The organism is Marinomonas profundi, from assembly GCF_020694005.1.
Taxonomy (GTDB): domain Bacteria; phylum Pseudomonadota; class Gammaproteobacteria; order Pseudomonadales; family Marinomonadaceae; genus Marinomonas; species Marinomonas profundi.
This window is the reverse complement of the sequence record NZ_CP073013.1, coordinates 237,851-264,374: the sequence shown is the minus strand read 5'-3', so window position 1 is coordinate 264,374 and position 26,524 is coordinate 237,851. Positions and strand designations below refer to the sequence as shown.

The window sequence follows — 26,524 nt, the reverse complement described above, 5'->3', positions numbered from 1 at the left end:
AGGGTTATTTTTCAATCCAAAAAAATCTCTTCTTTTCTGTTTGCATGGTGTGTTATTTGTCGAAAAAGCAGTGTGCCAGACAAGATGCCAAACGTGGCCAATCCAGCCCAAATCCAGCCATGAGATAGGTTGGTCGACGATAGCAGCCAGCCGCTGCTGATATTGCCAGTAAAGGCATAAATACCACCAATGCAGGAATATAAACCGTAATGGCTACCCAATTCTTTAGACGAGCAAAACTTAGGCACATAGGCGCCTAAAAGCGGCAATACTAGCATTGAGCCTAAGCTAAAAAAGACGGCACAGAGAATAAACGGCAGTGCGGGTAAGTAAGAAAAACTGAGATTAAGCCACAGATAACCTGATCCCATGATCGCCATCCCAAACCCTACTCCACGAGCGGTGCCTAAGTGTGATGCCACAAATCGGCTGACAGGCATTTGCATGAGTACTCCCATCACGGAAGAGGTGACGAAAACCCAGGTAATGATGCTGACGTCTTGAGTGACGGAGCGGATTTGATGTGGCACAGCGATGTAAAGTTGATGAAAAAGCAAATGGTAAACGGATGAGCAGAGGACAAATTGCATGAAGGCTTTATGCGTTAGCATCTTTCTCCATTGTTGCCAAAACGGCTGCTGAGCGCTTGTCTGGGCTTTTTGTGAGTCAAGTTCAGGCAAAAAACGCCATTGAATGATAAAGAGTAGCGTAAATAGAGCCGATGAGATCAGCCCCACCAAGGCAAAATCCACATAAAGCAGAGACAAGCCGACGAGCGGACCGAGTAACATCCCCGCTTCAGATGTTAGGTTCTGCAAGGCGAAGACTTTTGCTCTGGCTTTCGGTTCGGGATACTCAGACGCTAAATAGGCTTGGCTGCTGGGGGTAAAGAGTGCACCAGCAAAACCTGAAAAAAATGCCCCTAATAACAAGATTGGAATACTTTGACCCACACCTAATAAAGCAAATCCGATGATACGAACGGCACAGCCCAATAGGATTAAGCGCTTGTAGCCTAATCTGTCACCTAAAGTGCCGCCCACTAAAAATAGACCTTGTTGGCTTAACACTCTTAGACCAATAATAACCCCCACATACCAACCACTGATGCCTAGATCATGGTGTAAATGGTCCGCAAGATAGGGCAATAGCATGAAAAAGCCAAGATTAAAGGTAAAGCCATTGATGACTAATACGCGGCCGGCCGGCGAGAGTATCTGCCAGTCTTTAATGATGTGTTTGGAATACATGATGTGATTAAAAAAGCCTTAATAAATAATGGCGGTACGGCAATGTTCAGAATGTCAGCGTTTATTGATAGAACGTGTCAGAATCTTTTGTTTGATAAAAAGTATCAGCGTACTGGTTTGATGAGAAGTGACGGAGTTTAGGCCGTCACCGCTATTTTTTCTGTGATTTTTGCAGCATGGGTAGGCGGTTTTATAGTCGTCGCCTGTCTTGCTGTTCTTATTGTTCTGACAAAGGGAACCCCCGTGGCATCCTTTGTTACATCGGCATGAACGTTATAGACGTCTTTTATTAAAGACGGTGTCAATATGTCATTGGGGTGACCGCTAGCGACCAATTTGCCGTCTTTTAGCACCAGCAGATTATCGGCGTATTGCGCGGCAAGATTCAGGTCGTGAAGCACCATGACAGTGATCCAGCCTTGATCTTTTGTTTGCGTATCTAAATGGTCTAGCAAGACATGTTGAAAATGCAGGTCTAGTGCGCTGACGGGTTCATCGAGCATGAGTATCTTGGGTTTACGCATTAAAGCCTGTGCGAACAAAATCATTTGGCATTGACCGCCACTGAGTCTATTCACCGGACGGTTAGCAAGATGCAATAGACCTATTTTGTCGAGTGCGTTTAGCGCTTCTTCAATGACATGATCTTCTAAACGAAACCCCAGCGTATTTAATTGCCCCAGTAATACCACTTCTAGGGCGCTTAGCTCTACATCAAGACGAATGTCCTGCGGCATATAACCAAATTGTTGGCGCCATTGAGATAATTGCTTACGCTGCAAGGTGTCGTTTTTAAATTTAATCTCCCCCGACGTCGCTTGAATATCGCCAAATAGCGTTTTTAATAAGGTGCTTTTGCCTGTGCCATTTGGCCCTATGATGACATTAACCTTGCCCGGCACCAGAGTGAAGGACATGCCTTGTGCCAGTATAAGGTCATCGAAAGCGACATTGAGTTTGTTTACTTGCAGCATGAGTTAGCGCCTTTTTCCTAAAATGAGCCAAAAGAAGAAAGGCACGCCGATGATGGCGGTGACGATACCAATCGGGAAAAGAGCGCCGGGAACAATGACTTTTGACAATACCGAAGCGCTGGAGAGCAAAAAAGCGCCAATAATGAAAGATAAAGGGAGAAAGAAACGTTGATCTTCTCCGACCAGCATTTTAGCGATATTGGGCGCAACGATACCGACAAAACCAATAATGCCGACGAAACTTGTTACTGTCGCTGTCATTACCGCCACAATCAGCAAGGTGCGTAATCTCAGTTGAGTAATGTTGACGCCGAGGCTCTTGGCTCTTTCTTCTCCTAATCGCAATGCCGTTAACTTCCATGCATCACGAATTAAAAAGAACATACAGACCACAGTAACGCCGACAATAATGGAAAGGTTTGACCAAGAGGCTTTTGATAAACTGCCAAACAACCAAAACAAAATTTGTTGACTTAGTTCTGGTGACGAAACAAATTGCACCAGAGACAACAAGGATTGAAATAAGAACAATAGCGCGATACCAGCCAATATCAGCTGCCCCGAACTGATGTGACGCATGGTCGCGAGGGCAAACAAAAACGTCGCAGCTAACATACAACAAACAAAAGCGCCTAACGGCACAGCAATGTTAGTATTTAAGCCTAATGAGCCAAAATACAACATCAATGCGGCACCAAACCCTGCGGCGGCGGCCATACCTAATGTATAAGGGCTTGCCATGGGGTTATTGAGTAGGGTTTGCATTTCGGCCCCGCCAACCCCTAGTACCCCACCAACCACCACCGCCATTACCGCAATGGGCAAGCGCAAACTTGACACAATAACTTGGGTGGTAGGATCAACCTCTACAGGCAAACCTATGAGGTTTAGTAGAGCATTTGCGACCTCTTTTACATTGAGTAAAGAAGGGCCAGTGGCAATATCTAATACAAAAGAAACAACAACAACGCTAAGTAAGATGCTGATCACAGTCCAACGACGCTTTTCACTGCGTCGTTGGCTTGAAACCGCATTAGAGATTAAGTCTGATGGCATAGGTTGGTCTTCAACAGCCTCTAGCTGATGAATATTACTCCATAATAGTCGCGGTAAAGATCCCTGCTGGGGTGACGGGTAAACATTGTGTATAAAAATCTAGGCATTCTTATTCTGGGCTTATCACTCATTATTCTAATATGCGTACCAATAGGAATAGCGCCATCAGACATAGATTTTTATTGAGAATGATTTCTGTTTGAGATCTTACGGATTGTTGAAATTTTTTCAAGGTCTTTATTAGGATTTAAGACGTGTTTTAGCGTCATTTATTAAAATGCTTGCTTAGTGGTTTCGATCGTACGCGGATTTAAAAGAGTGAGCAGGTAATCGTCGGCTTAGCGTCTTCACTTGAACAAACGGCGGCGTAGGCGGTGGGGTTTTGAATCAGGGCGTAATGAGCGTCTGAATTTCGACAATAGGCGACAAAAGCCTCGTAACGCTGATGAAAATTCGCCCTTGTTATTTCGTAGTCTATGTGGGAATCGTTGCCCGCTAAATCTTCTTCCACTTTGTCCGCTTTAGCTCGTTGAATCAAATAATTTAGCTCGTTGTATCGATGGCGTATTTGATGGCAGTAGGCGCTATTAGGAGTGGTTTCTGCACAGTCGGTCATTGCGGTTTCTAATGTTGCTTTCTCTGCTCGATAATGTTGCAAATAATTCAGCGCTTGGTTGCTTTGTGCGTGCGAGCTTTGCTCTCTAAGAGACAAAATATCCAATCTGCTTTTTGCTTTATTGAGACGAGCTTCTTTCACTAAACAAGCTTTGCCAAAGGCAATTAAGTCGTTGCTATGTGCTAGGCTGATAAAAGCGCACCCCACTAGGATGATGGTGGATTTAATGAAGAGTATACGCATAACGTTAGCCTATTAGAGTCGTTTTTTTGTCGTAATAAGCATTAAGTATACCTGTGCTTTGGTGAGGGGAATGTGGAAAATTTAGTATTAATAAGTGATCAAGAGACCGGACTATTGCTCGCTTACCCTTGACTGCTTGATTGTGGCCTTTATCAAATATTACATCGCTTGCTGGTTGGCAAATTTAGCAGGACCGAAGCGACTTGCTAAGGCAAAAGATAAAAAGTAGCCGCTACGCTACGCTACGAGCATCAAGGATTGATTATACCGTATTGTGAATCTCCGCCACGAAGTCATAAGAATCCCCCGGAAACCATGAGCGCGTAAACTCAATTGGCGTGCCGTCCTGCGTCACGGCGGTCCGTTCAATATAGAGCACCGCGCTGAGTTGTGGAATATCGAGCAGTTGAGCGCGCTGTTCATCAATGCTAATGGCGCGAAGACGCTGAAAGGCACGAACCGGGCGACAGCCTTGTTGTTCCAGTAAATCGTACAATGAGCCTTCCATCGCAAAAGGGTTGAGAATGTAATTGCTGGGAATGGTCGCCAGTTCCAGCGCCATGGGTTTGCCGTCAGCGTACCGCAAACGGTAAAAACGCACCACTTCTTGCTCTGCAGACAGCCCCAGTGCTTTGCATTCATCAGCATGGGGCATTCCCAAAGAACGATCCAGCCATTTAGACGTAATGGTTTTGCCGCGAGCTTTCATGACTTCGGTAAAACTGCGCAAATGATTGAGTGGTTGTTCAACCCGTTCACTGACGAAAGTACCAGCGCCTTGGCGCTGAGTCAGTACGTCTTCTTTGACCAATTCATCGATAGCACGACGCACAGTGACCCGCGATACATCAAGGTATTTGGCCAGATCGCGTTCTGGTGGAAGTGTATCTCCACCAAGCACACGACCTGCAGAAATAGACGCTAGAATGGCTTTTTTTACCTGCATATAAAGAGGAATGCCTTTTTCTCTCAATGCTTCGGCTGCGCCAAATAACTCGTTAACTCGATTTTGCTTCATAATCCGTGTCCTGAACGGGAAGGGGGCCCGTATTGGTACTTGTCGCTTTGACTCTGGTTAAGGCATTGCCTTGGTGATCAAATACATACAAGCGGTTAGAGTGAATACCAAAGCTGATCTTGTCACCCGCTTGATGTTGGTTGTCGCCATCTACTTTTAGTACTATATCGCCTTCTTGGCGGCCTATATCGACATATAAATAGGATAACTCACCAAGGTGCTCGATCAATGTCACCTTGCCTTCAAAGGTATTGTTTTCGCAGTCGAGTACTATATGTTCTGGCCGCAAGCCAAGTTGAACGATATCGCCCTTATTTAAAGACGAAGAATCGACTGAGGCTTGAATAAGGCGGCCAGATTCTAGCATAAGTTGCGTATTTTCAGGGTCGGCCTGATGAATTTTCGCCGTTAAAAAGTTCATTTTAGGTGAGCCGATGAAACCTGCGACAAATTGCGTTTTCGGGTGGTGGTACAAATCCAATGGCGCGCCCACTTGCTCAACACGGCCTTTATTCATCACCACGATTTTATCGCCTAATGTCATGGCTTCTACTTGATCATGGGTGACATAAATCACCGTGGCTTTGAGTTCTTGATGCAGCTTGCCAAGCTCAACGCGTGTTTGCACCCGCAGCGAGGCGTCTAGGTTAGATAAAGGTTCATCAAATAAAAACACTTTTGGATCGCGTACGATGGCACGGCCAATGGCAACACGCTGACGCTGACCGCCGGATAGTTCTCGTGGTAAGCGTTCTAACAGGCGATCAATTTTTAGTTTCTTCGCGGCTTCCATCACCTTGTTATTCACAAACGCTTTGTCTTTACCTGAGATCTTTAAGCCAAAAGCCATGTTTTTGAATACGTTCATATGCGGGTACAAAGCATAAGACTGAAACACCATCGCAATGCCGCGCTTGGCGGGCGAGCGGCCATTGACCCGCTCGTCATCGATATACAAGTCGCCTTCGGTGATGTCTTCTAATCCAGACAGTAAACGCAATAGAGTGGATTTGCCGCAACCGGATTCACCGATAAGAACGACAAATTCGCCGTCTTTAATGTCAAGATCAATGCCATGAAGCACGTCCACATCGCCAAAGCGTTTTTTAATATTGTTGAGTTTTACATTAGCCATGAAATAAACCTCCAACGGTCAAAGGAATAACATATTATTTGACCGCTCCGCTGGTTAAGCCGCGAATCAATTGTCTTGAAAAAATGGTGTATAGGATCAGTACAGGCACAATCGCCAAGGTCAATGCGGATAGAACCGAGTTCCAATCAGTCACGTATTGACCCACAAACTGCTGTACGCCAAGCGTAATGGTGCGCGTTTCTTCACCGGGTGCGAGTATCAGTGGGAACCATAAATCGTTCCAAATCGGAATCATGGTGAATACGGCGACGGTCGCCATAGCCGGTTTCAGCAGTGGCAAGATGACACAAAAGAAAATCTTGTATTCACTCACCGCATCGCAACGCGCCGCTTCGGTAAGTTCCTTGGGAATGGTGCGTACAAACTCCGATAGGATGTACACGGCAAGGGGTAAGCCTTGGGCGATGTACACCAACACCAGTGCGGTCAGTGTGTTCACAAGGTTCAGATTGACCATCAGGCTCAAAATACTCACGGTGCCAAGACGGATGGGAATCATGATGCCCATGGCAAACAAAAAGGTAATCAGCAAATTGCCTTTAAACTTGTATTCTGTCAGCGCCCAAGCGGCCATCGCCCCCAGCATAAGCACCAAACCGACGGCCAAAATGGTGACGATTAAGCTATTCCAAGAATACAAACCGAAGTCCGATCGGAGTAACACTTGTTCAAAACCCACCAAGGTAAAAGAGTCACTGTCTGGCAAGCCAAGTGGATCACGAAAAATAGCACGGCGCTCTTTGAAAGCATTGATAATAACGACGATAATTGGGAAGAGCGCAATCACGGTATAGGCTAATAACACCGCGTGTACCGTGACGCTTTTCGGCACTTGTCTCATGCCTGTAGAAGGCGTAAAACGACTTAATAATTTCATCATGGCCGCCTTAAAATTGGAATCGCTGAATACGACGTTGAATAAAGAATAGGAACAACATAACGCCCACCAAAATAATCAAAAACATCAGCGTCGCTACCGCCGCCCCCATCGATGCGCTGCCTTGTTGTAGCTGGAAGCCAAAGAAAGTACGGTAGAAAAAAGTCCCCATTAAATCGGTCGAGAAATCCGGCCCAGCAAGGGCGCCTTTTACCGCATAGATAAGTTCAAAAGCATTAAAATTTGCCACAAAGGTTAAAATCGACACCATGGCGATGGTGGGTAAGATTAACGGCAATTTGATGTGCCAAAAGGTCTGGAATGAATTGGCGCCATCCACCACGCTGGCATCGACAATGTCATCTGGAATATTGAGCAAGGTGGCGTAAATTAACATCATCGGGATGCCGACAAACTGCCAGACGGAGATGAAGGCCAAGGTGATCAGCGCACTGCTTTCTTTACCAAGCCAGGCGTCGAAATATTGACCAAGTCCAATACTGTAAAGGAAATTCTCTGAAATCCCCCAAATAGGGCTTAACAAAAGCTGCCAAACGAAACCAATAATCACCACAGAAAGCATGGTCGGCATAAAAATAAGCGTTCGATAAGTGCCGGATAAGCGTAATTTAGGCGCGCTTAATAAAACCGCCAGGATCAGGCCAATGGGGTTTTGGACTAACATGTGAATGGCGAAAAATGTGAAGTTATTGCCAAGCGCGTTCCAAAACGCCTGTGACCAAGTATCGTCCGTGATTAAAGTAATAAAGTTCTGCAGACCGACAAAATGGCTTTGCCCTTGTTGCTCGTTGTACAAGCTTAATACTAGCGTGTCGAGCAAAGGGTAAACACTGAAAACAACATAAATCAGCAACCCCGGCCCAAGGAAAAACACCAAGTGCCATGGGAAGGGCTTTTTTTCGTCATGTTGGTTGGATGGCTTCATAGTTCATCTCAAATGGTAATTAATCTTAACCCCCTCCCAACCTCCCCCTTGGCAGGGGGAGGAGCAGGTTGGTTTTATTCCCTCCCCTTGTTTTTTTGAAGGGGAGGGCTAGGGTGGGGTTTACCTTATTGTTGAGGTTTGTACCATTGCTTCAAACCACTCTGTACTTCTTTAGCTGCGGCCTCTGGTGTCATGGTGCCATTGATGACCTGAGCACTGACGTTCCACAGTTGGTTTTCTAGGTTTGGCGTGCCACGAGACAGAATTTGATAAGAGTTACGAATGGTTGATTCGCACTGCTGACGCCAGCTCATAAACTCTTGTGCAACGGGGTCTTTGATGTTGATTTGATGATCAGACAATGGGAAGAAACCGGGTACTTCATTGGCGTAAAGCGTCGCGAACTCTTTGCTCGCCATCCAATTTAAGAAGACTTGAGCCGCTTCTTTGTTGGTTGAGCTTGCGTTGATACCAATGCCCATATCGGTATGGTCGCTGATGTAACAAGTCTCTCCTGCTTTCGCAACCGGTGGTGGGAAAGCGCCAAACTCAAAATCTGCTTGATTGTTGAACGTCTGAATGTCCCAAGAGCCTGCAGGATAAATCGCTGCTCGACTTAAGGTGAATAGGTTTTGTGAGTCAGAGTATTTCTGTGCTTCAAAACCTCGGCCTAAATAGGGTTTCCACTGCGCCAGTTCTTTGAAGGTATCAACGTAGGCTGGGTCGGTTAATTTCTCTTCACCACTCAATAGTGCTTTACGACCTTTTTCACCTTTCCAATGGTTTGGGCCAATGTTCTGGAAGCCCATTGTCGCGGCTTCCCATTGATCGGCAGTGCCCATGGCTAAGGGGATATAGCGGCTTTCAGATTTGATCGTCTCTAATGTTTTGAAAAATTCATCGCGTGTTTTTGGCACCGATAGATTCAGTTCTGCAAATATTTCTTTGTTATAGACAAAGCCATGCAGTACCGACGCTACCGGCATACAGAACTGGTCTTTGCCATCGTCTGTGACCCATGCGCTTTTTGCCACGTCAGAGAATTGTTCTAGGCCTTTTAGGGGATTTAGGTTGGCTAGATGGCCGTCTTTATAAAGATCCAGTGCGGTGTCGAATGGGCGGCAGGTGATTAAATCGCCTGCTGAGCCGGCTTTTAATTTTGCTTGTAACGCCGAGTTGTATTCCGTTGGAGGGGTGGGGGCGAAGTTTACTTTTGTGTCTGGGTGGCTTTTGTTAAAAGCGGGAATGATGACATCGGACCAGATGTTGGCGTCATCGCTGCGCCAACTTTCAATAGATAACGTGTTGGCCGCCTGCACGGCGCCAGTGCTGCTGAGCAGTATGGCGGTTAGACAAGTGAGTTTTGTGAACGGTTTTGTGGCCGTTTTTGTTTCCGTTTTTGTTTCCGTTTTTGTTTCAAGCGAGGCGGAACGAACATTAAACATGATTACTCTCCGATGGTGATTTCCAATTGTGTTTGTGGCTTTTTGATTCTGTTGGTTAAAAAACAAAAGCTAACTATTTTTATTAGGTATTTTTTCTAAAAAATACGCATTGGTATTTTTTAGGTATTGCTCGGTTTAAAAAATTAGCACCAATTATGGTCTTAGGCAAATAAATATGACAATTTTGTGGAAAACAGTTGAGTCTTACGTTTTAATTGGTTCTATATTGGTTTCTTATTTATTCTGATTAGGAAAGAGGATTCTTATGCAGGTCATCATTCTTCCATCTGCTCATGATGTGTCCTTGTATGCGGCGGATCGTGTTGCTGATGTGATTAATAGCAAGACGAACCCTGTGTTAGGGCTGGCGACGGGGTCGACGCCAATTGCTTTGTATAAAGAGCTGGTGGCACGTTGTCAGTCTGAGCAAGTCTCTTTCTGTCAGACGATCAGCTTTAATTTGGACGAATACATTGGCATTGCGGATTCCCATGCGCAAAGCTATCGCACTTTTATGAATCAGCACTTGTTTGATCATATTGATATTGTTAGGTCGAATACGCATGTTCCATTGGCCGAGAGCCAAGATATAGATGTCTTAAAGGACAGTGCGCAGGATTATGAAAACAGCATTCAGCAAGCGGGTGGGATTGATTTACAGATTTTGGGCATTGGTGTGAACGGGCACATTGGCTTTAATGAACCGACGTCCAGCTTTGCTTCACGAACGCGTATTAAAACCTTGTCTGAATCCACCGTAGTCGCGAATCAGCGCTTTTTTAAAGAAAATGAATACCAACCACATCTAGCGTTAACCATGGGAATTGGTACTATTTTAGAGAGTCGAGCCGTGTTGTTAATGGCAACCGGAAAGGCGAAAGCCGAGGCGGTAAAAGCCATGATAGAAGGCCCATTGTCTGCCATGTGCCCGGCTTCTGCTTTGCAACTGCATAAGACGGCTACCCTTGTGTTGGATGAAGAGGCGGCTAGCGTATTAGTGCTAAAAGAATACTACCAATGGTGCGAACAAAAACGCCAACAACTGCAAGAAGGACGTTTGATATGAGTGGCTTATACATTGGTGTGGACGGCGGCGGAACCTTTTGTCGTGCCCGTTTGGTGGATCATGACGGCAATGTGTTGGGCGAAGCGGTCGGTGGCTCTGGTAACCCAAGAATTGGCATAGAAGCCGCGTGGCAGAACATTATCAATGCCTGCGTTGAAGCCTGTCATCAAGGCGGCGTTCCCCCAGAAGCGTATGCAAAAATCACCTTAGGCTTAGGTTTGGCCGGTGCGAACCAGCCGTTGGAGCAAGAATTGGTTATTGCGCAAAAATCGCCTTTTGGGCAGCGCTATTTGTTAACCGACGCCCACGCCGCTTGTTTGGGCGCGTTCAACGGGCAAGATGGTGCATTATTGATATTAGGCACCGGAAGTTGCGGGGTGGTTTATCAAAATGAACGATTCAGTATTGTGGGCGGTTGGGGTTTTCCGCTGTCTGACCAAGGCAGTGGGGCGCGTATTGGCCTTTCTGCATTGGAGTATTCGTTAGCGGCGTTGGACGGTATTTCCCCTTCGACACCTTTTACCGACAGTATTAATGCTGAGTTTTCTTTGTCGGCGGAAGAGTATGTCTTGTATCAAAACCGTGCACCACTGCCGAAAGAATATGGAGCCTTTGCCGTTCAGGTGTTTCAATTTGCGCAACAAAAAGACCCAATCGCACTCAAAATCATCCAACAGCAAGTGGAATGGGTGAGCCAGTATTTAGATGCCTTAATCGCCAAAGGCGCGCAGAAAATCGCCTTGGTTGGTGGGGGTTCAGACGCCATCTTAGCCTATTTACCAGAACGCTTTGCGACCTACTTTTGTCAGCCGCAAGGGGATGCCATGGCTGGCGCTATTTTGATGGCCAACGCTCAAATAGGGAGGAAGGCAATATGACGGAACATAAGGTGACAACACTATTTGCAAAACGTCTGTTCGATGGCGAACACTGGCTGACAAATCAGCAGGTGACGCTAAAAGGACAGGTGATTGAATCCGTTGAGTCTGCCAAGATGCCATCAAGTGGGGATGTTGAAATCGTTGATTTACTCGCGCCCGGTTTTATCGATGTGCACGTCAATGGTGGCGGTGGCGCTTTGTTTAATCATATTCCGACATTAGACACCTTAGCTCGCATGGTCGAAGTGCATGCCCAGTTTGGCACCGTTGCCATGATGCCGACTTTAATCTCTGACGATTACGAGATTATGTCGCAAGCCCATCACGCGGTTTGCCAGGCACTTGAACACAAGATGGCGGGAGTTTTGGGGATGCATTATGAAGGCCCGTACCTTAACCCGATCCGCAAGGGGGTTCATAATGAATCGAAGCTGCGCAAGCCCACAGAAGGCACGTTGTCGACCTTATTAGACGTGAGCCGTAGTGGAAAACTCATGGTGACACTGGCGCCAGAGCAGGTGCCAGAAGGTTTTATCGAATGGCTGGTGTCAGAAGGCGCTATTGTTTGTATTGGTCATTCTGCTGCCAATTATGAACAAGCAAGACAAGCCGTATTAAGCGGCGCTCGTGGCTTTACGCATTTATTCAATGCCATGACGCCTTTGATGAGTCGAGAGCCCGGCGTGGTCGGTGCCGCATTGCAAACGGATAAACCCACTTGGTGTGGTTTAATCGCCGATGGGCATCATGTTCATCCTGCTAGCATGCGGGTGGCGATTGCCGCGAAAGGCTGTGAGCACATGTTATTAGTCACCGATGCGATTCAAAGTGTGGGTTCGGATGAAAAAGAAATGCCCTTTTTAGGTAAAAAAGTACGCCGCAGAGAAGGCAAAGTCACCACCGAAGACGGCACCTTAGCGGGCTCGGATTTGGACATGGCAACCGCTGTGCGTAATACCATTAACCTCATTGGGCGAACGCCGGCGGAAGCCTTGCAAATGGCGTCGTTAAGACCGGCCGAGTTTTTAGGTATTGAGCAAGAATTTGGGCGTATTAAACCGGGTTATCGAGCCAGTCTTGTGGCATTAAGCGTAGCTTTCTTCGTGACAGCAACATGGATAGATGGGAAAAAAGTATGGTAATCGTAACGCGCGACTTATTTTTAGATAACGAAAATAAAGCTATCTATCTAAACATTATGTCTATACTATGGCCTTTCCAGCTAGAAAGAAGTCTATAATTATTAACTCTGCAATACGTTGTTTTATTCATAAAATCCTCGTCCTGAAAGTTTTTAAGTACCAGTCTATTTTTTTGCAAAACTCGGTCCCAAAAAGACCATCTAAACTTCAGGTAAATATTTATGTCTAATACAGTAAAAGGAACCGTTAAGTGGTTCAACGAAATTAAAGGTTTTGGTTTCATCGAGCAAGAGTCTGGCCCAGATGTGTTCGCACATTTTAGCGCTATCGCTAGCTCTGGATTCAAAACATTGGCTGAAGGCCAGCAAGTTGAATTCGTTGTGACTGCTGGCCAAAAAGGTCCTCAAGCAGAAAATATTACAGTACTTTAATTAGCTACTAAGAATATTTGAAAAAGGGTAAGTTCCTCGGAACTTACCCTTTTTTTATGTCTAAAATAAAGTGACTTTGATATTTTGTCTAAAATAAAGTGACTCTTTTACGAAACTTTTTCTGCTTTTATCACGTACTTCTCTATAGGCGTTAAGGGTATCGCTATGATATTCAAAGCGTCATTTTATCGGGAGTAATATATGAATCGTCGACATTTTTTTATTCAAGCCGCTTGTGCGGTTGGGGTGGCTAAGGTGTTTAATTCACCTGCTTCAGCCATGGCGCTGGTTTCTGGCTCAACCGCAAGTTTTGAAATAATCCGTACTAAGAAGCAATGGCAAGCAAGGTTAACAGATTTTGAATACCAAGTGATGAGGGAAGAAAAGACAGAACGGGCAGGTTCGAGCCCCTTGTTAAATGAAAAGCGAGAGGGTGTTTATCTCTGTAAGGGTTGCGAGCTTCCCTTATATTCTAGCCGCACTAAATACGAGAGTGGAACGGGTTGGCCTAGTTTTTATGAGAGTTTGCCTGATGCCATCGGAACAAAAGAAGACAATGGTTTCTTTGTGACGCGTACGGAAGTGCATTGTCGCCGTTGTGGTAGTCATCTTGGGCATATCTTTGATGATGGCCCAGAACCAACGGGGTTGCGCCATTGCTTGAATGGTGTTTCTTTGGTGTTTCAAGCCACCTAATTTTTTATATTCATGGTTTTTTTAAAAGAATGAAACTTTTTTTAAGTTCACCGCGTATCTCTTTATAACCATGGCGAATTGTTATGGATAATTAGACTGGAGAAAAACAATGAAATTATTAAGTCTTGTTTCTGCTGCGACCATCGTGACGCTTGCTGGCTGTTCAGCTGGTGGTATGAAGAGTGCGGATGAAAATACCAATCCAATGGTCGGCGGCGCTCCGATGTATGCGAGCAAAAATATCATAGAAAATGCGGTAAATTCTAAAGATCACACCACGCTCGTTGCCGCGGTAAAGGCGGCGGGTTTGGTAGAAACGCTACAAGCTCCAGGTCCTTTTACGGTATTTGCTCCAACCAATGCCGCGTTTGATAAATTGCCAGAAGGTGCGGTGGCCAACCTTTTAAAACCAGAAAATAAAGCCGCTCTAACCAAAGTGCTTGCTTGTCACGTTGTCAAAGCCGATGCGTTATCTGCTGCGATCAAAACTATGATTGACGACGATATGGGCAAACATCCAGTACCAACCATTGGCGGTTGTACTTTAATGGCCACTTATATGGGCGATAAGATCATGTTGGAAGATGAAAATGGCCGCGTTGCACATGTCACCATAGCCGATGTTAAGCAATCTAATGGCGTGATTCACGTTGTTGATGCGGTGCTTTTGCCTAAACAATAAGGCCGCGCGATAGTGTAGAGCCAGGTAAAAAGCCAGATATCTAAAGCAACAAGATTGGCTGGCGAAACGAAGAAACCTGTATCTAATCCCCTTTAGATGCAGGTTTCTTCGTTTCGTAAGGTCAGTACTTCATACCCTGTTGGTGTGACGAGCACGGTGTGTTCCCACTGTAGGTAGGCCGGATGAGGGAGGCACGATCGTTATCCGGCGTTGGATGGATAGAAGCCGTGCATTACCACGCAGGAGCGTGGGAACGAGAGAAAAAAAGCATGCCGACAAAAAACGCATTACGACAAATCGCGTCTTGTCGGGCTGAAGCCACGACCTGCAAAAACCATATAAATCAACTAATTGTAGGCTAAACGACTTCCGACGGTCTTGTAGGTCGCGATTTATCCTGAAAAAAGCATGCCGACAAAAAACGCATTACGACAAATCACGTCTTGTCGGGCTGAAGCCACGACCTACAAAAAACCAATAATTGTAGGCTAAAATAACGTCATACGCCTGATCACGGTCGTACTTCCCTCATCAGGCCTACAAAACTATTTAGAAATGGGTCGCTTAGTGAAATAAGTCTTTTATCAATTTGATCCCCGCTTCTTGTCCGCCTTGGTTATACGCATCCAAGAGTGCAGACCCTAGAATAGCGATGTCGGCTTTGCCAATAAGTTGTTCAATTTGCGCGCGTTCGCGTAAACCAAAGCCTACGCCCATCGGTGCGCTGGCGTGTTGTTTGATTTGCGCTAAATACTCATCAAGTGAAGTCTGCTTGGCTTTGCCTTTTTCATGGACAGAATGCCCTGTAACGCCAGAACGAGCGACACAATACAAGAAGCCACTGGCTTGACTGGCGAGCATGGCTAAACGCTCTGGTGGTGTGACGGGTGTCACTAACCAAACCGGATCGATGTTATTGGCTTTACAGGCTGCTTGGTAGGTCGCAGCTTGTTCAATCGGCAGATCTGGAAGGATTAGCCCGAGAATGTTTTCCTCTGCTGCGCGTTTAGCCAGTTTGTCCAACCCAAAACGATACATGGGGTTGAGGTAGCTCATTAACACAATGCGGCTGTCGGGAAAGTTTTTGGCGAGTTTTCCCAGTTGCGATAAGCAGGTTTCCACGTCGAGCTTTTGTTCCAATGCCTTGTGGCATGCGGCAACAATGCTTGGACCATCAGCCACTGGATCAGAAAAAGGAAATTGCACTTCGATAAAATCGACGCCTTCCTGCATCAGTCTTTCCATCCAGCTCAAGCTTTCTTCCACGCTAGGGTAGCCATACACCACGTGTGTCATCGACAAAATAGGCTTTTGCAGGCGTTTTTCTTCAATAAAGGTCGCTAACTGGCTCATGCTTTTTCCCCTTTGTTCTCTTGAGTGGTTGGATAAGAAGCAAGGTAATCGGTTAAGAATTGCGGGAAGGTTTCATCTTGTACCGCTTTCGCTACGTTAAAGATGTCTTTGTCGCCACGACCAGAAAGGTTGATGACGATCTTAGAATCTTTTGGCAAGTTTGGCGCGTCTTTAAAGGCACCCGCCAAGGCATGGGACGATTCTAGAGCGGGAATAATGCCTTCTTTTTTTAGTAGAAGAGTACAAGCGGCAATGACTTCATCGTCCATGGCGTAGGTCATTTTGATGCGACCAATTTCCGCCAAATGAGCGATGATCGGAGAAACGCCAACATAATCTAAACCCGCAGCAATAGAGTGGGTTTCTTGCAACTGCCCAGCGTCATCTTGTAAGAACATAGTCGCAAAGCCTTGCGCAATACCTGGCTGACCAAGGTTATGAGATAGGCGAATAGAATGCTCGCCAAGTTCTAAACCTTTGCCGCCTGCTTCCACACCGACCATTTCCACTTCTTTGTCATCGAGGAAAGGCAAGAATAAACCGCAAGCGTTCGAGCCACCGCCAACGCAAGCGTATAGGCGGTCTGGGAATTGTCCGAATTGCGCCACACTTTGCTCACGCACTTCATTACCAATCACAGACTGGAAATACGCCACCATTTCAGGGAAGGGCGCACAGCCACAAGAAGTGCCGATCAAATAATGGCTTTCTTCGTGGCTAGAAGACCAGTCACGTAGCGCTTCGTCTAGGGCATCGCGTAGGGTTTGCGCGCCTGTGGTAACAGGTACGACGGTGGCACCAAGTTGTTTCATCCAAAATACGTTCGGGTATTGGCGTTCAATGTCTTTGGCACCCATATAAATAGTGCATTCAAGCCCTAAACGCGCTGCGACAAGTGCGGTCGCAATGCCGTGTTGTCCGGCACCGGTTTCCGCAATGACGCGCTTTTTGCCCATGCGCTTGACCAATAACCCTTGGCCAATCACGTTGTTCATCTTGTGCGCACCACTGTGGTTTAAATCTTCACGCTTTAGGTAAATTTGCGCGCCGCCAAAGTGTTCGGTCAAATTCGCGCAAAAAGTCAGAGGCGTTGGGCGGCCAGAAAATTGCTGCCATTGTTTATTCAGCTCAGCGAGAAACTCAGGATCGTTTTTGGCTTCTTCGAACGCATGTAGAATTTGCTGTTGGCTCGAATAAAGGATTTCAGGAATATAGCTACCGCCGTATTGCCCGTAGAAACCGTTCTCGCTTTGCATGACTTGCTCCTAAAATTGCTATTTTCTTTCTATTAAATGAACTATACCGTTTAGTTAATTTAATGCGATCATAAGCATTCGTCAAGTGTTTTGGTTTTTTACTTGGTTAACTTTATTTAACCGTTAGACTGGAAAATATGAAAATCGAGTAGAACACTAAAACCTATAAATAGTTTGACGGCAAAAACTATAAATGGTATGACATTAAAACCTATAGATCATATAACACTAAGACCTATAAATGGTATAGAATGATATTTCAGCTTTGATTATTGAGCTTTGATTATTAAATAATGTATTGGATTTATCTCATGAACCCTGTATCGCAAAAATTAGCAGATTCACTTGAGCAATTGGCATGGCTACAAAAAGGCGGTGTGGTGGCTATTGAGTTTAATCAACTGAGTCGCTTGCATCGTGAACGCTTGATGAAACATGGCTTTATTCGAGAAGTGATTCGGGGTTGGTACATACCTTGTATGCCAGATGAAAAAGCGGGCGATAGTACTGCATGGTATACATCATTTTGGGATTTCTGCGCGGTTTATCTATCCAAACGCTTTGGTACTCAGTGGTGTTTATCGTCAGAGCAATCAATAAGTCTACACATTGGTGATAGGCGGGTGCCACCGCAATTACTTGTGCGCTCACCTAAAAGTAGCAATAAACCAACCAAGCTTCTTTTCAATACGTCTATTTTTGATGTCAGGTTAAACCTGCCAGATACTGAATATATTGTGAACTTAGATAGACTTAATCTATACAGCTTATCATCTGCACTTGTGTATGTTTCGGCCAACGAATATGTAAAATCGCCAATTCAAATGCGTACGGCTTTATCCATGGTGACCGATGCATCAGAGATATTGTCTGTTCTGTTGAAAGGCAATCACAGTGTGATAGCAGGAAGGTTAGTGGGTGCTTTTAGAAATATTGGTCGAGATCTAATAGCTGACAACATATTAAAAGGCATGCGAGCGGCAGATTTAATTGTGCAGGAAGTGGACCCCTTTGCGGAGAAAGCCAACATTAGTTTTGGACGCCGTGATGTTTCCCCTTATGTTAATCGTATACGTTTGATGTGGGCGCAAATGCGAACCGTCATCATAGAAACCTTTCCTAAGTCTAAAAATCCATTGATTGATATCGATCTTTACATGGCAGCAGTGGAAGACAGCTATGTGACCGATGCCTATCATTCATTGTCCATTGAGGGTTATCGAGTGACTAGGGAGCTGATTGAGTTGGTGCGATCAGGTAATTGGCAAGCTGATGCCTCTGATGAGGATAAAAAACATCTGGATGCCATGGCTGCCAAAGGTTACTGGGACGCCTTTCAAGAAGTTAAAAAAGCGCTTAGATCAGTAATCAAAGGTGAGAATTCAGGTCAAGTATTAGAGCAAACTCATAGCGATTGGTACTTGGCTTTATTTGGTCCTAGTGTCGCGGCTGGCATCATAAAACAAACAGACTTAGCCGGATATCGAACCGGTCCAGTTTATATTCGTCAGTCTATGCATACTCCTCCTAGTCGAGAGGCGCTTCGGGACATGATGCCCACTTTATTTGATTTATTGACTGAAGAAGAAAATCCCGCCGTTAGAGTTGTGCTAGGTCACTTTATGTTTGTGTATATCCACCCTTATTTTGATGGTAATGGTCGTATGGGGAGATTCATCATGAATCTAATGATGGCTTCTGGCGGATACCCTTGGACAGTGATTCCAGTGGAAAGACGTACCGATTACATGGAGGCATTGGAAGCGGCCAGTAGCCAACAAGATATTTTGCCTTTTAGCCGATTTTTGGCTTCTTTATTGTAGTTGTTGTAAGACTAAAAGGCAGAGTAAGACTAATATTCTCAAGGGATCAGACTCGAATGGTAGGGATAGAAACGCCATATGCAACTTTAATTTGTTACCGATTGCTTTTTAGGTGTGGTTGGTGCTGCTATTGCAGGAGGTGTATTAACGATGAAATTCAGTGGTTATAGAAGTGAAGACCAACATCTAGAGTTGAAGCGTCAACTTACCGACAAGCTTGAAAGAGAGGTTGTTGCCTTTTTGAACAGTCGTGATGGCGGTGTCATTATTATCGGTGTTGCCGATGATGGTGAGTTAGTGGGGGTTGATGATGTTGATTTGCAGCAATTAAAAATCAAAGATCGGTTAGAGCAAAAAATGCTAGAGCCAATTGCTTTACGTGAAGCTGTCATTAATGCCATTGTTCATAATGATTTTAGTCGAGAAGTCCCGCCTAAATTTGAGCTATTCTCAGATCGTCTAGAGATCACTTCGGCAGGCTCCATTCCTACTGGTTTTACGCAAGAAGAATTTTTTATGGGCTACTCTGTGCCGCAAAATAAAGAACTGATGCGTATATTTCGGGATTTAGATATTGTTGAGCAAATGGGGTCGGGCATTAATCGAATACTGAATGCCTATCCGCATAGCATCTATCATTTTAGCCCCAACTTCATTCGAGTCGTTATGCCTTTTGCTGAAGGTTTCATTGAATCTCAATCAAGCACCATGCAAGCTACCGCGCAAGCTACCGCGCAAGCTACCGCGCAAGTGGAGTCTGTAGAGAGTCAGGTGCTTATCTTTTGTCAGATACCGAAAACTCGAGCAGAAATTCAAGAGCACCTGGGCTTCAAAAATAGAGACCACTTCAGAAAATCGATTTTAAGCCCACTGATAGAAGCAGGGAAATTACGACTCACTCTTCCTGACAAACCGACTAGCCCAAAGCAAAAATTTTACGCAGAGGTTCAGCAATAAAGAGGCTGAAGAATAAAGGGATTCGATCCCTTTCGCTATTTTAATCAGAGGACGTTATGGCAAGAGGAAGACCTAGTAAAAAAGCCCACATAGTAACAGTGGCATCGGGTTTGTTTACTGAACAAGGTTATCAAAGCACTAGTATTGATCAAGTTGTATTGGCGGCGGCCGTATCTAAACCGACGGTGTACAGTAACTTCCCGGCCAAATTAGTGTTATGGGAAAACGTGTTAACTGCCTTGATCGAGCAAGCGCAAGACACAATGCAAACGCGTCTAGATACACTGCAGGTAAAAAAAGACATCACGCTGATTTCTGGGTGGATCGTGCTATGGGAAGAGTGGATTAATAAGCCAGAGCACCTTGCCGTGTATCGCATTTTACTAGGCGAGCAACATAAAATGGCACCATCGACCTTTGCTTTGTTTGCTGAGTTTGAAGCCGTTTTAGAATCGACTTTACAGGCATGGATTGCCAAGTTCTCCGTCTCGCCGATGAATTTTTTTGCTTTAAAGGCGATTAGTAGAGAAGCGCTTTTAACGCCCGCGTTAATGAATCAGCCGATGATGGACAGGGCGGAGTTGGTGCATCAGCTTGATGGTCTAATGAAAGACGGTTCATTTCTAGGCCGTTAAGTGTTCGGTTTTACTTAGATGGACGCTTTGATGGAACGGCATCATTGGATGTACGATATGGCTTTGCATGAATCTTAGTTATATGGGTCTATGTTTACAATATATTGTGGAGATTTATTGTGGAGATTTATTGTGGAGATTTTTTGTGAAAAAATACGATCCTGTGATGAATAAGTTTTTGTCTTTTTTAGCGAATGGAATGCCGCAGCATCCAGAAAATCTACAGCAACTGACAGTAAGTATGCGCAATACTGTGCAAAGCCTTATTGTGGATGTTGAGATAGATTTGGATGCGCCCTTGTCTGATGAGGATGAATAAGCTTGTCTGATAATCTTCCTATTGTCGTTAATGGCTGGACACTCTATGCCCACCCTTTGTTCGCCGAGCAATATCATAAGCACGACAAAAGATACATTTTGTCGTGTTAAAGCCACGATTTACACAAGACCATAAAGGCCACGACACGGAATTTCCCTAACTAAACCGCCGCGCTTGGCTCTTCCATTACTTCTTCTACGCGTCCTTTTTCTGCCCAGTACATCAAACATAATGCCAAGGTGCCCATGATGACAAAGCCACCCGAGATCGGCATTAAGGTATTGTTATACATTTGACCGATCACCGTGCCTATGCTCATGGACATGATAGACGACACCGACCCAATAACCGCCGAGGCAATGCCAGCCACATGTCCCATAGGTTCCATGGCAAGAGAGTTGACGTTGCCGAACAACAAACCAAAACAGAAGAATAAAACCGAGGCGTATGCCAAGAACATCCACAAGCTAATCGTCACAAAAGCATGCATGGAAAAGAAGATAATAGAGGCGATGACGACGACACAAATCGCACGAAAAGCGATGTATTTCGCACCGTGTTTTTCGACAATGCGTGAGTTAATCAAGGATGAGAAGCCCAGTACTAACGCCAATACACCAAAGTAAAAAGCAAATAAATTGCCTGTTTCAAATTGCACTTGGAATATTTGCTGAGAAGAGTTCAAGTAGCCAATAAAACTGCCGAAGAATAGCCCCATACAAATGGTGTAACTGGCGGTAATTCGATTGGTTACCACCTCTTTAAAGCCTTCGTAAAAGCCTGTTTTGGTGAAGGGGATACGGTTCGATTTGGGTAGGGTTTCTTTTAAACGCCAGCCAATCCAAACCATCAGGCAAACCGCATAAACCAGATACAGCTCGAAAATACCGCGCCAATCGTCCACAAACATAATAGCTTGCCCAAGAGTCGGTGCAATGGCAGGCACCAAGACGAAAATCATCATCACCAATGACATGATGCGGGCCATTTGTGCGCCGTGGTATAAATCACGCACCAAAGAAATAGCGGAAATATAAGGGCCAGCGACACCCAAGCCTTGAATAAATCGACCCAGCATAAGCAGTTCTAAACTGTCGGCTTGATAGCAAACCACGGTGCCAACCAAATAGAGCGCAAAACCACTGAATAAAACAGGGCGACGGCCTAACGCATCGGATAAGGGGCCGCAAATGAGCTGCCCCATGGCTAAGCCTAAAAACAGCATGCTAATCAGTAATTGCGGTTGGTTTGCGGTGACCGCGCCAAGCTCGTTACCAATAATGCCCAATGCGGGCAGCAAGGCATCAATAGAAATGGCCGTGATCGACATTAACAAAGCCACTAAGAGGGTGAACTCCTTCGGCCCCATACCAGACGAAGAGGTGTCGTTGTGTGCATTTTCCATATGACATTCCCAAGAAAATATGACGTTGTGATGGTGCAAGCAAGCTCGCCCCAAATAATAGTCGAGTATTATACTCAGGCTTTATAGAACTCGGTTTACAGATGTGTGCATAAAATAAGGAACTCTTTAATCGCTGATTGATAAGAGGCGCGTCAAAGACGCTCGTATTTATACGGGTAATTGTATGTTCGCGTACATCTTTATTGCACTTTTCTTTCTAGCGCTATACGATTATTACGTATTAATTGTATAAACAGTTGATTGCTCGTTGTCGTAACTAAGGATGCTGAGTATGGGTCTGATAGACAGGATTTTTATCGTTCTATTCTTATTTGATTCGAAGTGTTTTCCCCCACGTTCGTTTATGTCTTTTTATGGCCGCTTTGATACTGGTTTATCCATTTAAAATCACACACGTCTTAGGCTATTTTTATGATCACTAGTGTATTGCTTTACCGAGCTGTGTTTGCCATTGCTGTCGCGGCTTTTGTATCTGGGTGCGTTAATACAGCGCCTCAATCTACTGCCGCACCGTTAGATTGCGATGATCGTTATACCCGTTGTGCTGTTCAGTCCGAACAAGGGTCTAAAGGCAAAGCGCTGACGATACCCCAACAAAATACGTCGTCATCTGATGATGTTTCTGTACCCGCCATTGTGCCACCAAGTATTACGCCTGTTTTGTTTGACTTTGATAGCGCCAAAACAACTCATCTTGAGCTCAGTGAAGCCGTGGCTTTTTTGATCATGTACCCTGAGGCGCGATTGACCTTGCATGGTTTCACGGACCCAGTAGGCCGAGAAGATTACAATCGGGCCTTGTCTTATCAACGTGCCGCTTATGTTCGCGAGCGCTTATTGATGGTGGGCGTATCAAGTTCACAAATAAGCCTAAAAGCCCATGGCGAAAACGACTTCATTGTTGCTGAGTTAGCCGCTGATCAAATACTTTCAAGAGATGACTTAATTGAGCAATACGCGCCCAATCGCCGTGTTGAATTTGCGTTCACGCATCCAGACACTATGGCTCAAGCATACTAATTTAACCGATCCGTTAAGGAGATATCATGGCAGTTCGCCCTGTGTTTGCTAAGACTTTACTGGCCGTTCTAACCGCTGCCGCGGTGGCGGGCTGTTCCGTTTCTCCCTCACGTTTGAGTGATAATGATGTCATGGCAAACGCAGTAGAAAACAGGGCGTTATTAGCCGAAGATTTCGCCCCCATCACTCAGCCTATTGACCTAAACGAAGCCTTTGCTCGTACTATAAAACACAACCGTGATGCACGTTTAAAGGCGTTTGAAGCGGTTGTGTCACAGGGGCAGTTGGCCGTCGATCAGTTTGACATGTTGCCAGAGCTTGCAGCACGGGCTGGGTACGCTTACCGAAATAATTACGGGGCGTCAGCTTCGGCTCGTTTTGTCGATGATGAGCCTGCTGAGTTAGGAGACTACTCTGTTTCCTCAGACAAAAGTAGCTTTACTGGCAGTGTGGGTGCCACATGGGATGTGCTGGATTTTGGTTTGTCGTATTTTCGAGCCAAGCAACAGGCTGACCGTTTCCTGATCTCTAAAGAGCGCGAGCGCAAAGTGGTTCATACCATCATGCAACAGGCGCGTAATGCCTATTACCGCGCGGTGTCTGCTGAACGTTTATTGGCCAAAATCGACCCTTTAATCATCAAGTCTCGCGCCGCGTTAGCAGACTCTGTGCGCATTGAGCAAATGCGTGCTCAGTCGCCAATGGACGCCCTGACATATCAACGCGCACTGTTGGAATCCCTACGCACGCTACAAGACTTACGCAAAGATTTGACGCCAGCAAAAGCGGAGTTAGCGACCTTGATGGGGCTAAATCCAGCAGAGAGTTTTGAGTTGGCGGATGTCAATGCGCCCGATTTTATGGTGCCAGAAATGAATCTGGACATAGACACCATGGAACGAACCGCTTTGGTTCGTCGTCCTGAATTAATGGAAGCTCAGTATCAAGAGCGTATTACCAAGGAAGAAGTCAGCTCTACCTTTTTAACGCTGTTTCCCAACCTGAGTTTGAATGCCGGTTTGTATTACGACGGTTCTGACTATTTGAGAAATAACGACTGGACAAGTGCAGGGCTTGGGGTGAACTGGAACCTAATGAATGTGTTCCGTTATGGAAAAATTGAACAACTTAATACGTTAAAAATGGCAGCGACCAAGCAGCAAGCTTTAGCGGTATCTATGGCGGTGGTGTCTCAGGTACACATCGCCAATATTGAATACTCAGAAGCGCATCAATCCTACGATTTTGCGATCGACTATTTGGATGTTGCCAACCGCATTCAAGAGCAAATTCAATCCAGCCAAGCGACACAAAGCGTGGGGGAATTGCCTGTTATTCGTGAAGAACTGAATACCTTGTTAGCGGAGTTACGTCGTGATGTGGCGTACGCAGATTTGCAAAATAGCTTTGGTAAAATCCTCGTGTCTATGGGCTTAGACCCACTGCCAAATGGTTTTGGCGGCATGACGTTAGCGGAATTAGCCAGCGCCTTCGACAGCATGTTTGAGCGTTGGTCACAAGGACAAGTTGAAACCGTTAGTGAAGAACAGATGCAATCGGCCTATTTGGCGAAAGAAACCACAGAGCAAGAGGAATAAAGCATGTGGCGTCAGGCGGGTGTTGTTGCCGTGACCATGCTGTTTGCTGGTCAGCTTATGGCAGAGACGCACAATGCGCGCGGTCTTCTTGTGGCGACGCATCAAGCGACTTTGTCCAGTGAATTGGCGGCTCGAGTCATAGCGCTGCCCAAAAAAATGGGCGAATCCTTTCAACAAGGCGACACCCTAGTGGCGTTGGATTGTCGCTTGTTTGAGGCCCAACATGAAAAAGTCGGTGCCGAAGTGAAAGTGGCGCAAATACGTTTGGAGAACTCCAAACAGCTCAACCAGCTTCGCTCCATCGGTACTCTTGAGGTAGCGATTGCCGAGTCTGAATTGCAAAAAATTGCCGCCGAGCAGCGCATCGCTCAACTCAATGTGGAGCGTTGTGATATTAAAGCACCGTTTGATGGTGCGGTGGAGCAGCTTGATATTCATCGTTTTGAAGTGGTGCAGCAACAGCAAGCGCTTATGAAAATAGTGGGTCGCACGCAATTGGAAGCCGATATCATCGTGCCAGCCGAATGGATGGCTTGGCTAAAAGTGGGTAAAAAACTGCAGCTACAGGCAGAAGAAACACAACATACGCTACAAGCACTTGTTAGCCATATTAGCCCTAGTGTGGATCCAACCAGCCAAACAGTACAAATACGAGCTACTATAAAAAACGTCCCCGCTAGCATTTTGCCGGGCATGAGTGTGTTGGCAATTTTTTGATGATGTGTTTTATAAACAGGGAAAAGGAGCGTTGATCATGAAAAAAACCTTACTAGCCGCGGCTTTATTTGGCTCAGCATTTTGGGGGCAAGCAGCTTATGCTTGTTCTGATGAACCTTATATCGGCAGTGTTTGTGCTATGGCAATTAACTACTGCCCTGATGGTTATCTTGAAGCTAATGGTGCATCGCTTCATTTTAGTCAATACCAAGCGTTATATTCGCTGCTTGGTGTTACTTATGGGGGCTCTCAGGCTAATGGTACTTTTCAGTTGCCAGATCTGCGTAGTAGGACGGTTATTGGTAAAGGTCAAGGTTCTAGTTTGTCTGCTTACCCGCTTGGGGCAAAAATCGGTTCAGAGACCTACACACTCAATCAGATGCAAATGCCTACTCATAACCACTCTGCGACATTCACGCCAAGTGGTGGTAGCTCTGGCGGTGGCACGGCGTCGGGAATAGTGACTTTACCGGTGACAGGTTCTGCCAAAATTGCAGCGGCAGCCGCAACTTCATCCTCTACGCCATCGAATAATTCGGTACTTGGTATTGCAAGTGGACCTGCCGCTAAGATTTATGCAGACCCAGGTACCACGGCAGATCTTAATATTGGTCCGGCAGGTGCTGTGACAGGTACGGCGACTGGCCCAGTGACATTAAATGTGACGGGCGGCGCGGGCAGTGGCGGTACGGTTGCGGTAGGGGCTACGGGAGGCAGCCAGGCATTTCCACTATTGGGGCCTAGAATCGCATTAACCTATTGCATCGCAGTACAAGGGATTTATCCGGTGAACCCTAATTAAGATTTGTTTAAAACGGCTTTATTTATTTGACTAAAGCCGTTTTTGGTCATTTAACATGTAAATAGAACACACTTAGATACGAACTTATATAAAATATATTAGATAGAACATGTTTCAGTCGTCATTGAATGGTGACTGA

26 protein-coding genes are annotated in these 26,524 nt (G+C 45.6%); 14 read left to right on the top strand and 12 right to left on the bottom strand.

Features of this window, described 5'->3' with window-relative positions; all coding sequences use genetic code 11:
* Window positions 1-11: 11 nt before the first annotated feature.
* From J8N69_RS01165 to J8N69_RS01125, 9 genes are all read right to left on the bottom strand, one after another.
* The gene (locus J8N69_RS01165; protein WP_168825167.1) at window positions 12-1,250 is read right to left on the bottom strand and encodes an MDR family MFS transporter; all 1,239 of its coding nucleotides are present in this window, start codon (window positions 1,248-1,250) and stop codon (window positions 12-14) included.
* A gap of 137 nt (window positions 1,251-1,387) precedes the next feature.
* On the bottom strand, window positions 1,388-2,224 hold the full coding sequence (locus J8N69_RS01160; RefSeq protein WP_168825169.1) for an ABC transporter ATP-binding protein: 837 nt from the start codon (window positions 2,222-2,224) through the stop codon (window positions 1,388-1,390).
* A 3-nt stretch (window positions 2,225-2,227) separates the two neighbouring features.
* Window positions 2,228-3,280 carry a FecCD family ABC transporter permease gene (locus J8N69_RS01155; protein WP_168825171.1) on the bottom strand — a complete coding sequence of 351 codons (1,053 nt, stop codon included), beginning with the start codon at window positions 3,278-3,280 and terminating at the stop codon, window positions 2,228-2,230.
* 310 nt (window positions 3,281-3,590) lie between these two features.
* On the bottom strand, window positions 3,591-4,139 hold the full coding sequence (locus J8N69_RS01150; RefSeq protein WP_168825173.1) for a hypothetical protein: 549 nt from the start codon (window positions 4,137-4,139) through the stop codon (window positions 3,591-3,593).
* 262 nt (window positions 4,140-4,401) lie between these two features.
* Window positions 4,402-5,157 (bottom strand): GntR family transcriptional regulator, encoded by a 756-nt coding sequence (locus J8N69_RS01145; protein WP_211085007.1) that lies wholly within the window; start codon window positions 5,155-5,157, stop codon window positions 4,402-4,404.
* Complete coding sequence (locus J8N69_RS01140; RefSeq protein WP_168825175.1) at window positions 5,138-6,292, bottom strand: ABC transporter ATP-binding protein; 1,155 nt, start codon at window positions 6,290-6,292, stop codon at window positions 5,138-5,140. Before J8N69_RS01140 ends, J8N69_RS01145 begins: the two co-directional genes overlap by 20 nt.
* Window positions 6,293-6,326: 34 nt before the next feature.
* Window positions 6,327-7,190, bottom strand: coding sequence for a carbohydrate ABC transporter permease (locus J8N69_RS01135; protein ID WP_168825177.1), 864 nt, complete (start codon window positions 7,188-7,190; stop codon window positions 6,327-6,329).
* A gap of 10 nt (window positions 7,191-7,200) precedes the next feature.
* Entirely contained in the window at window positions 7,201-8,136 is a 936-nt protein-coding gene (locus J8N69_RS01130) for a carbohydrate ABC transporter permease (RefSeq protein WP_168825179.1), read from the bottom strand.
* A 125-nt stretch (window positions 8,137-8,261) separates the two neighbouring features.
* Window positions 8,262-9,581: an ABC transporter substrate-binding protein gene (locus tag J8N69_RS01125; RefSeq protein WP_211085009.1), complete on the bottom strand. Its 1,320-nt coding sequence runs from the start codon at window positions 9,579-9,581 to the stop codon at window positions 8,262-8,264.
* 265 nt (window positions 9,582-9,846) lie between these two features.
* Between J8N69_RS01125 and nagB the strand changes: the two genes are divergently transcribed.
* From nagB to J8N69_RS01095, 6 genes are all read left to right on the top strand, one after another.
* Window positions 9,847-10,647 (top strand): glucosamine-6-phosphate deaminase, encoded by an 801-nt coding sequence (nagB, locus tag J8N69_RS01120; protein WP_168825181.1) that lies wholly within the window; start codon window positions 9,847-9,849, stop codon window positions 10,645-10,647.
* Window positions 10,644-11,525: a BadF/BadG/BcrA/BcrD ATPase family protein gene (locus J8N69_RS01115; RefSeq protein WP_168825183.1), complete on the top strand. Its 882-nt coding sequence runs from the start codon at window positions 10,644-10,646 to the stop codon at window positions 11,523-11,525. The genes nagB and J8N69_RS01115 overlap by 4 nt, the downstream gene beginning before the upstream one ends.
* Window positions 11,522-12,670: an N-acetylglucosamine-6-phosphate deacetylase gene (gene nagA, locus J8N69_RS01110; RefSeq protein WP_168825187.1), complete on the top strand. Its 1,149-nt coding sequence runs from the start codon at window positions 11,522-11,524 to the stop codon at window positions 12,668-12,670. The genes J8N69_RS01115 and nagA overlap by 4 nt, the downstream gene beginning before the upstream one ends.
* Window positions 12,671-12,891: 221 nt before the next feature.
* A complete protein-coding gene (locus J8N69_RS01105; protein WP_012069364.1) occupies window positions 12,892-13,101 on the top strand; it encodes a cold-shock protein in 210 nt (69 codons plus the stop codon).
* A gap of 201 nt (window positions 13,102-13,302) precedes the next feature.
* Window positions 13,303-13,797, top strand: coding sequence for a peptide-methionine (R)-S-oxide reductase MsrB (gene msrB / locus J8N69_RS01100; protein ID WP_168825189.1), 495 nt, complete (start codon window positions 13,303-13,305; stop codon window positions 13,795-13,797).
* A gap of 109 nt (window positions 13,798-13,906) precedes the next feature.
* Window positions 13,907-14,479 carry a fasciclin domain-containing protein gene (locus J8N69_RS01095; RefSeq protein ID WP_168825191.1) on the top strand — a complete coding sequence of 191 codons (573 nt, stop codon included), beginning with the start codon at window positions 13,907-13,909 and terminating at the stop codon, window positions 14,477-14,479.
* Between the two features lie 564 nt (window positions 14,480-15,043).
* Here J8N69_RS01095 and trpA read toward each other — a convergent pair.
* Both trpA and trpB read right to left on the bottom strand, forming a co-directional pair.
* Window positions 15,044-15,832, bottom strand: coding sequence for a tryptophan synthase subunit alpha (trpA, locus tag J8N69_RS01090; protein WP_168825193.1), 789 nt, complete (start codon window positions 15,830-15,832; stop codon window positions 15,044-15,046).
* Entirely contained in the window at window positions 15,829-17,088 is a 1,260-nt protein-coding gene (gene trpB / locus J8N69_RS01085) for a tryptophan synthase subunit beta (RefSeq protein ID WP_168825194.1), read from the bottom strand. Before trpB ends, trpA begins: the two co-directional genes overlap by 4 nt.
* A 311-nt stretch (window positions 17,089-17,399) precedes the next feature.
* Between trpB and J8N69_RS01080 the strand changes: the two genes are divergently transcribed.
* From J8N69_RS01080 to J8N69_RS01065, 4 genes are all read left to right on the top strand, one after another.
* Entirely contained in the window at window positions 17,400-18,911 is a 1,512-nt protein-coding gene (locus J8N69_RS01080; protein WP_168825196.1) for a Fic family protein, read from the top strand.
* A gap of 150 nt (window positions 18,912-19,061) precedes the next feature.
* Entirely contained in the window at window positions 19,062-19,868 is an 807-nt protein-coding gene (locus J8N69_RS01075; protein ID WP_168825198.1) for an ATP-binding protein, read from the top strand.
* 56 nt (window positions 19,869-19,924) lie between these two features.
* Window positions 19,925-20,503 carry a TetR/AcrR family transcriptional regulator gene (locus J8N69_RS01070; protein ID WP_168825200.1) on the top strand — a complete coding sequence of 193 codons (579 nt, stop codon included), beginning with the start codon at window positions 19,925-19,927 and terminating at the stop codon, window positions 20,501-20,503.
* 145 nt (window positions 20,504-20,648) lie between these two features.
* A complete protein-coding gene (locus J8N69_RS01065) occupies window positions 20,649-20,822 on the top strand; it encodes a type II toxin-antitoxin system PrlF family antitoxin (protein WP_211085012.1) in 174 nt (57 codons plus the stop codon).
* A 160-nt stretch (window positions 20,823-20,982) separates the two neighbouring features.
* Here the strand turns inward: J8N69_RS01065 and J8N69_RS01060 are convergent, their stop codons facing one another.
* A complete protein-coding gene (locus J8N69_RS01060) occupies window positions 20,983-22,227 on the bottom strand; it encodes a multidrug effflux MFS transporter (protein WP_168825204.1) in 1,245 nt (414 codons plus the stop codon).
* Between the two features lie 432 nt (window positions 22,228-22,659).
* Here J8N69_RS01060 and J8N69_RS01055 point away from each other — a divergent pair, with 432 nt between their 5' ends.
* From J8N69_RS01055 to J8N69_RS01040, 4 genes are read left to right on the top strand one after another with little or no spacing between them, the layout of a single operon-like run.
* Window positions 22,660-23,268, top strand: coding sequence for an OmpA family protein (locus J8N69_RS01055; RefSeq protein ID WP_168825206.1), 609 nt, complete (start codon window positions 22,660-22,662; stop codon window positions 23,266-23,268).
* 26 nt (window positions 23,269-23,294) lie between these two features.
* Entirely contained in the window at window positions 23,295-24,866 is a 1,572-nt protein-coding gene (locus J8N69_RS01050; RefSeq protein ID WP_168825208.1) for a TolC family protein, read from the top strand.
* A 3-nt stretch (window positions 24,867-24,869) separates the two neighbouring features.
* On the top strand, window positions 24,870-25,583 hold the full coding sequence (locus tag J8N69_RS01045; RefSeq protein WP_168825210.1) for an efflux RND transporter periplasmic adaptor subunit: 714 nt from the start codon (window positions 24,870-24,872) through the stop codon (window positions 25,581-25,583).
* A gap of 37 nt (window positions 25,584-25,620) precedes the next feature.
* On the top strand, window positions 25,621-26,385 hold the full coding sequence (locus tag J8N69_RS01040) for a phage tail protein (protein ID WP_168825212.1): 765 nt from the start codon (window positions 25,621-25,623) through the stop codon (window positions 26,383-26,385).
* Window positions 26,386-26,524 lie beyond the last annotated feature (139 nt).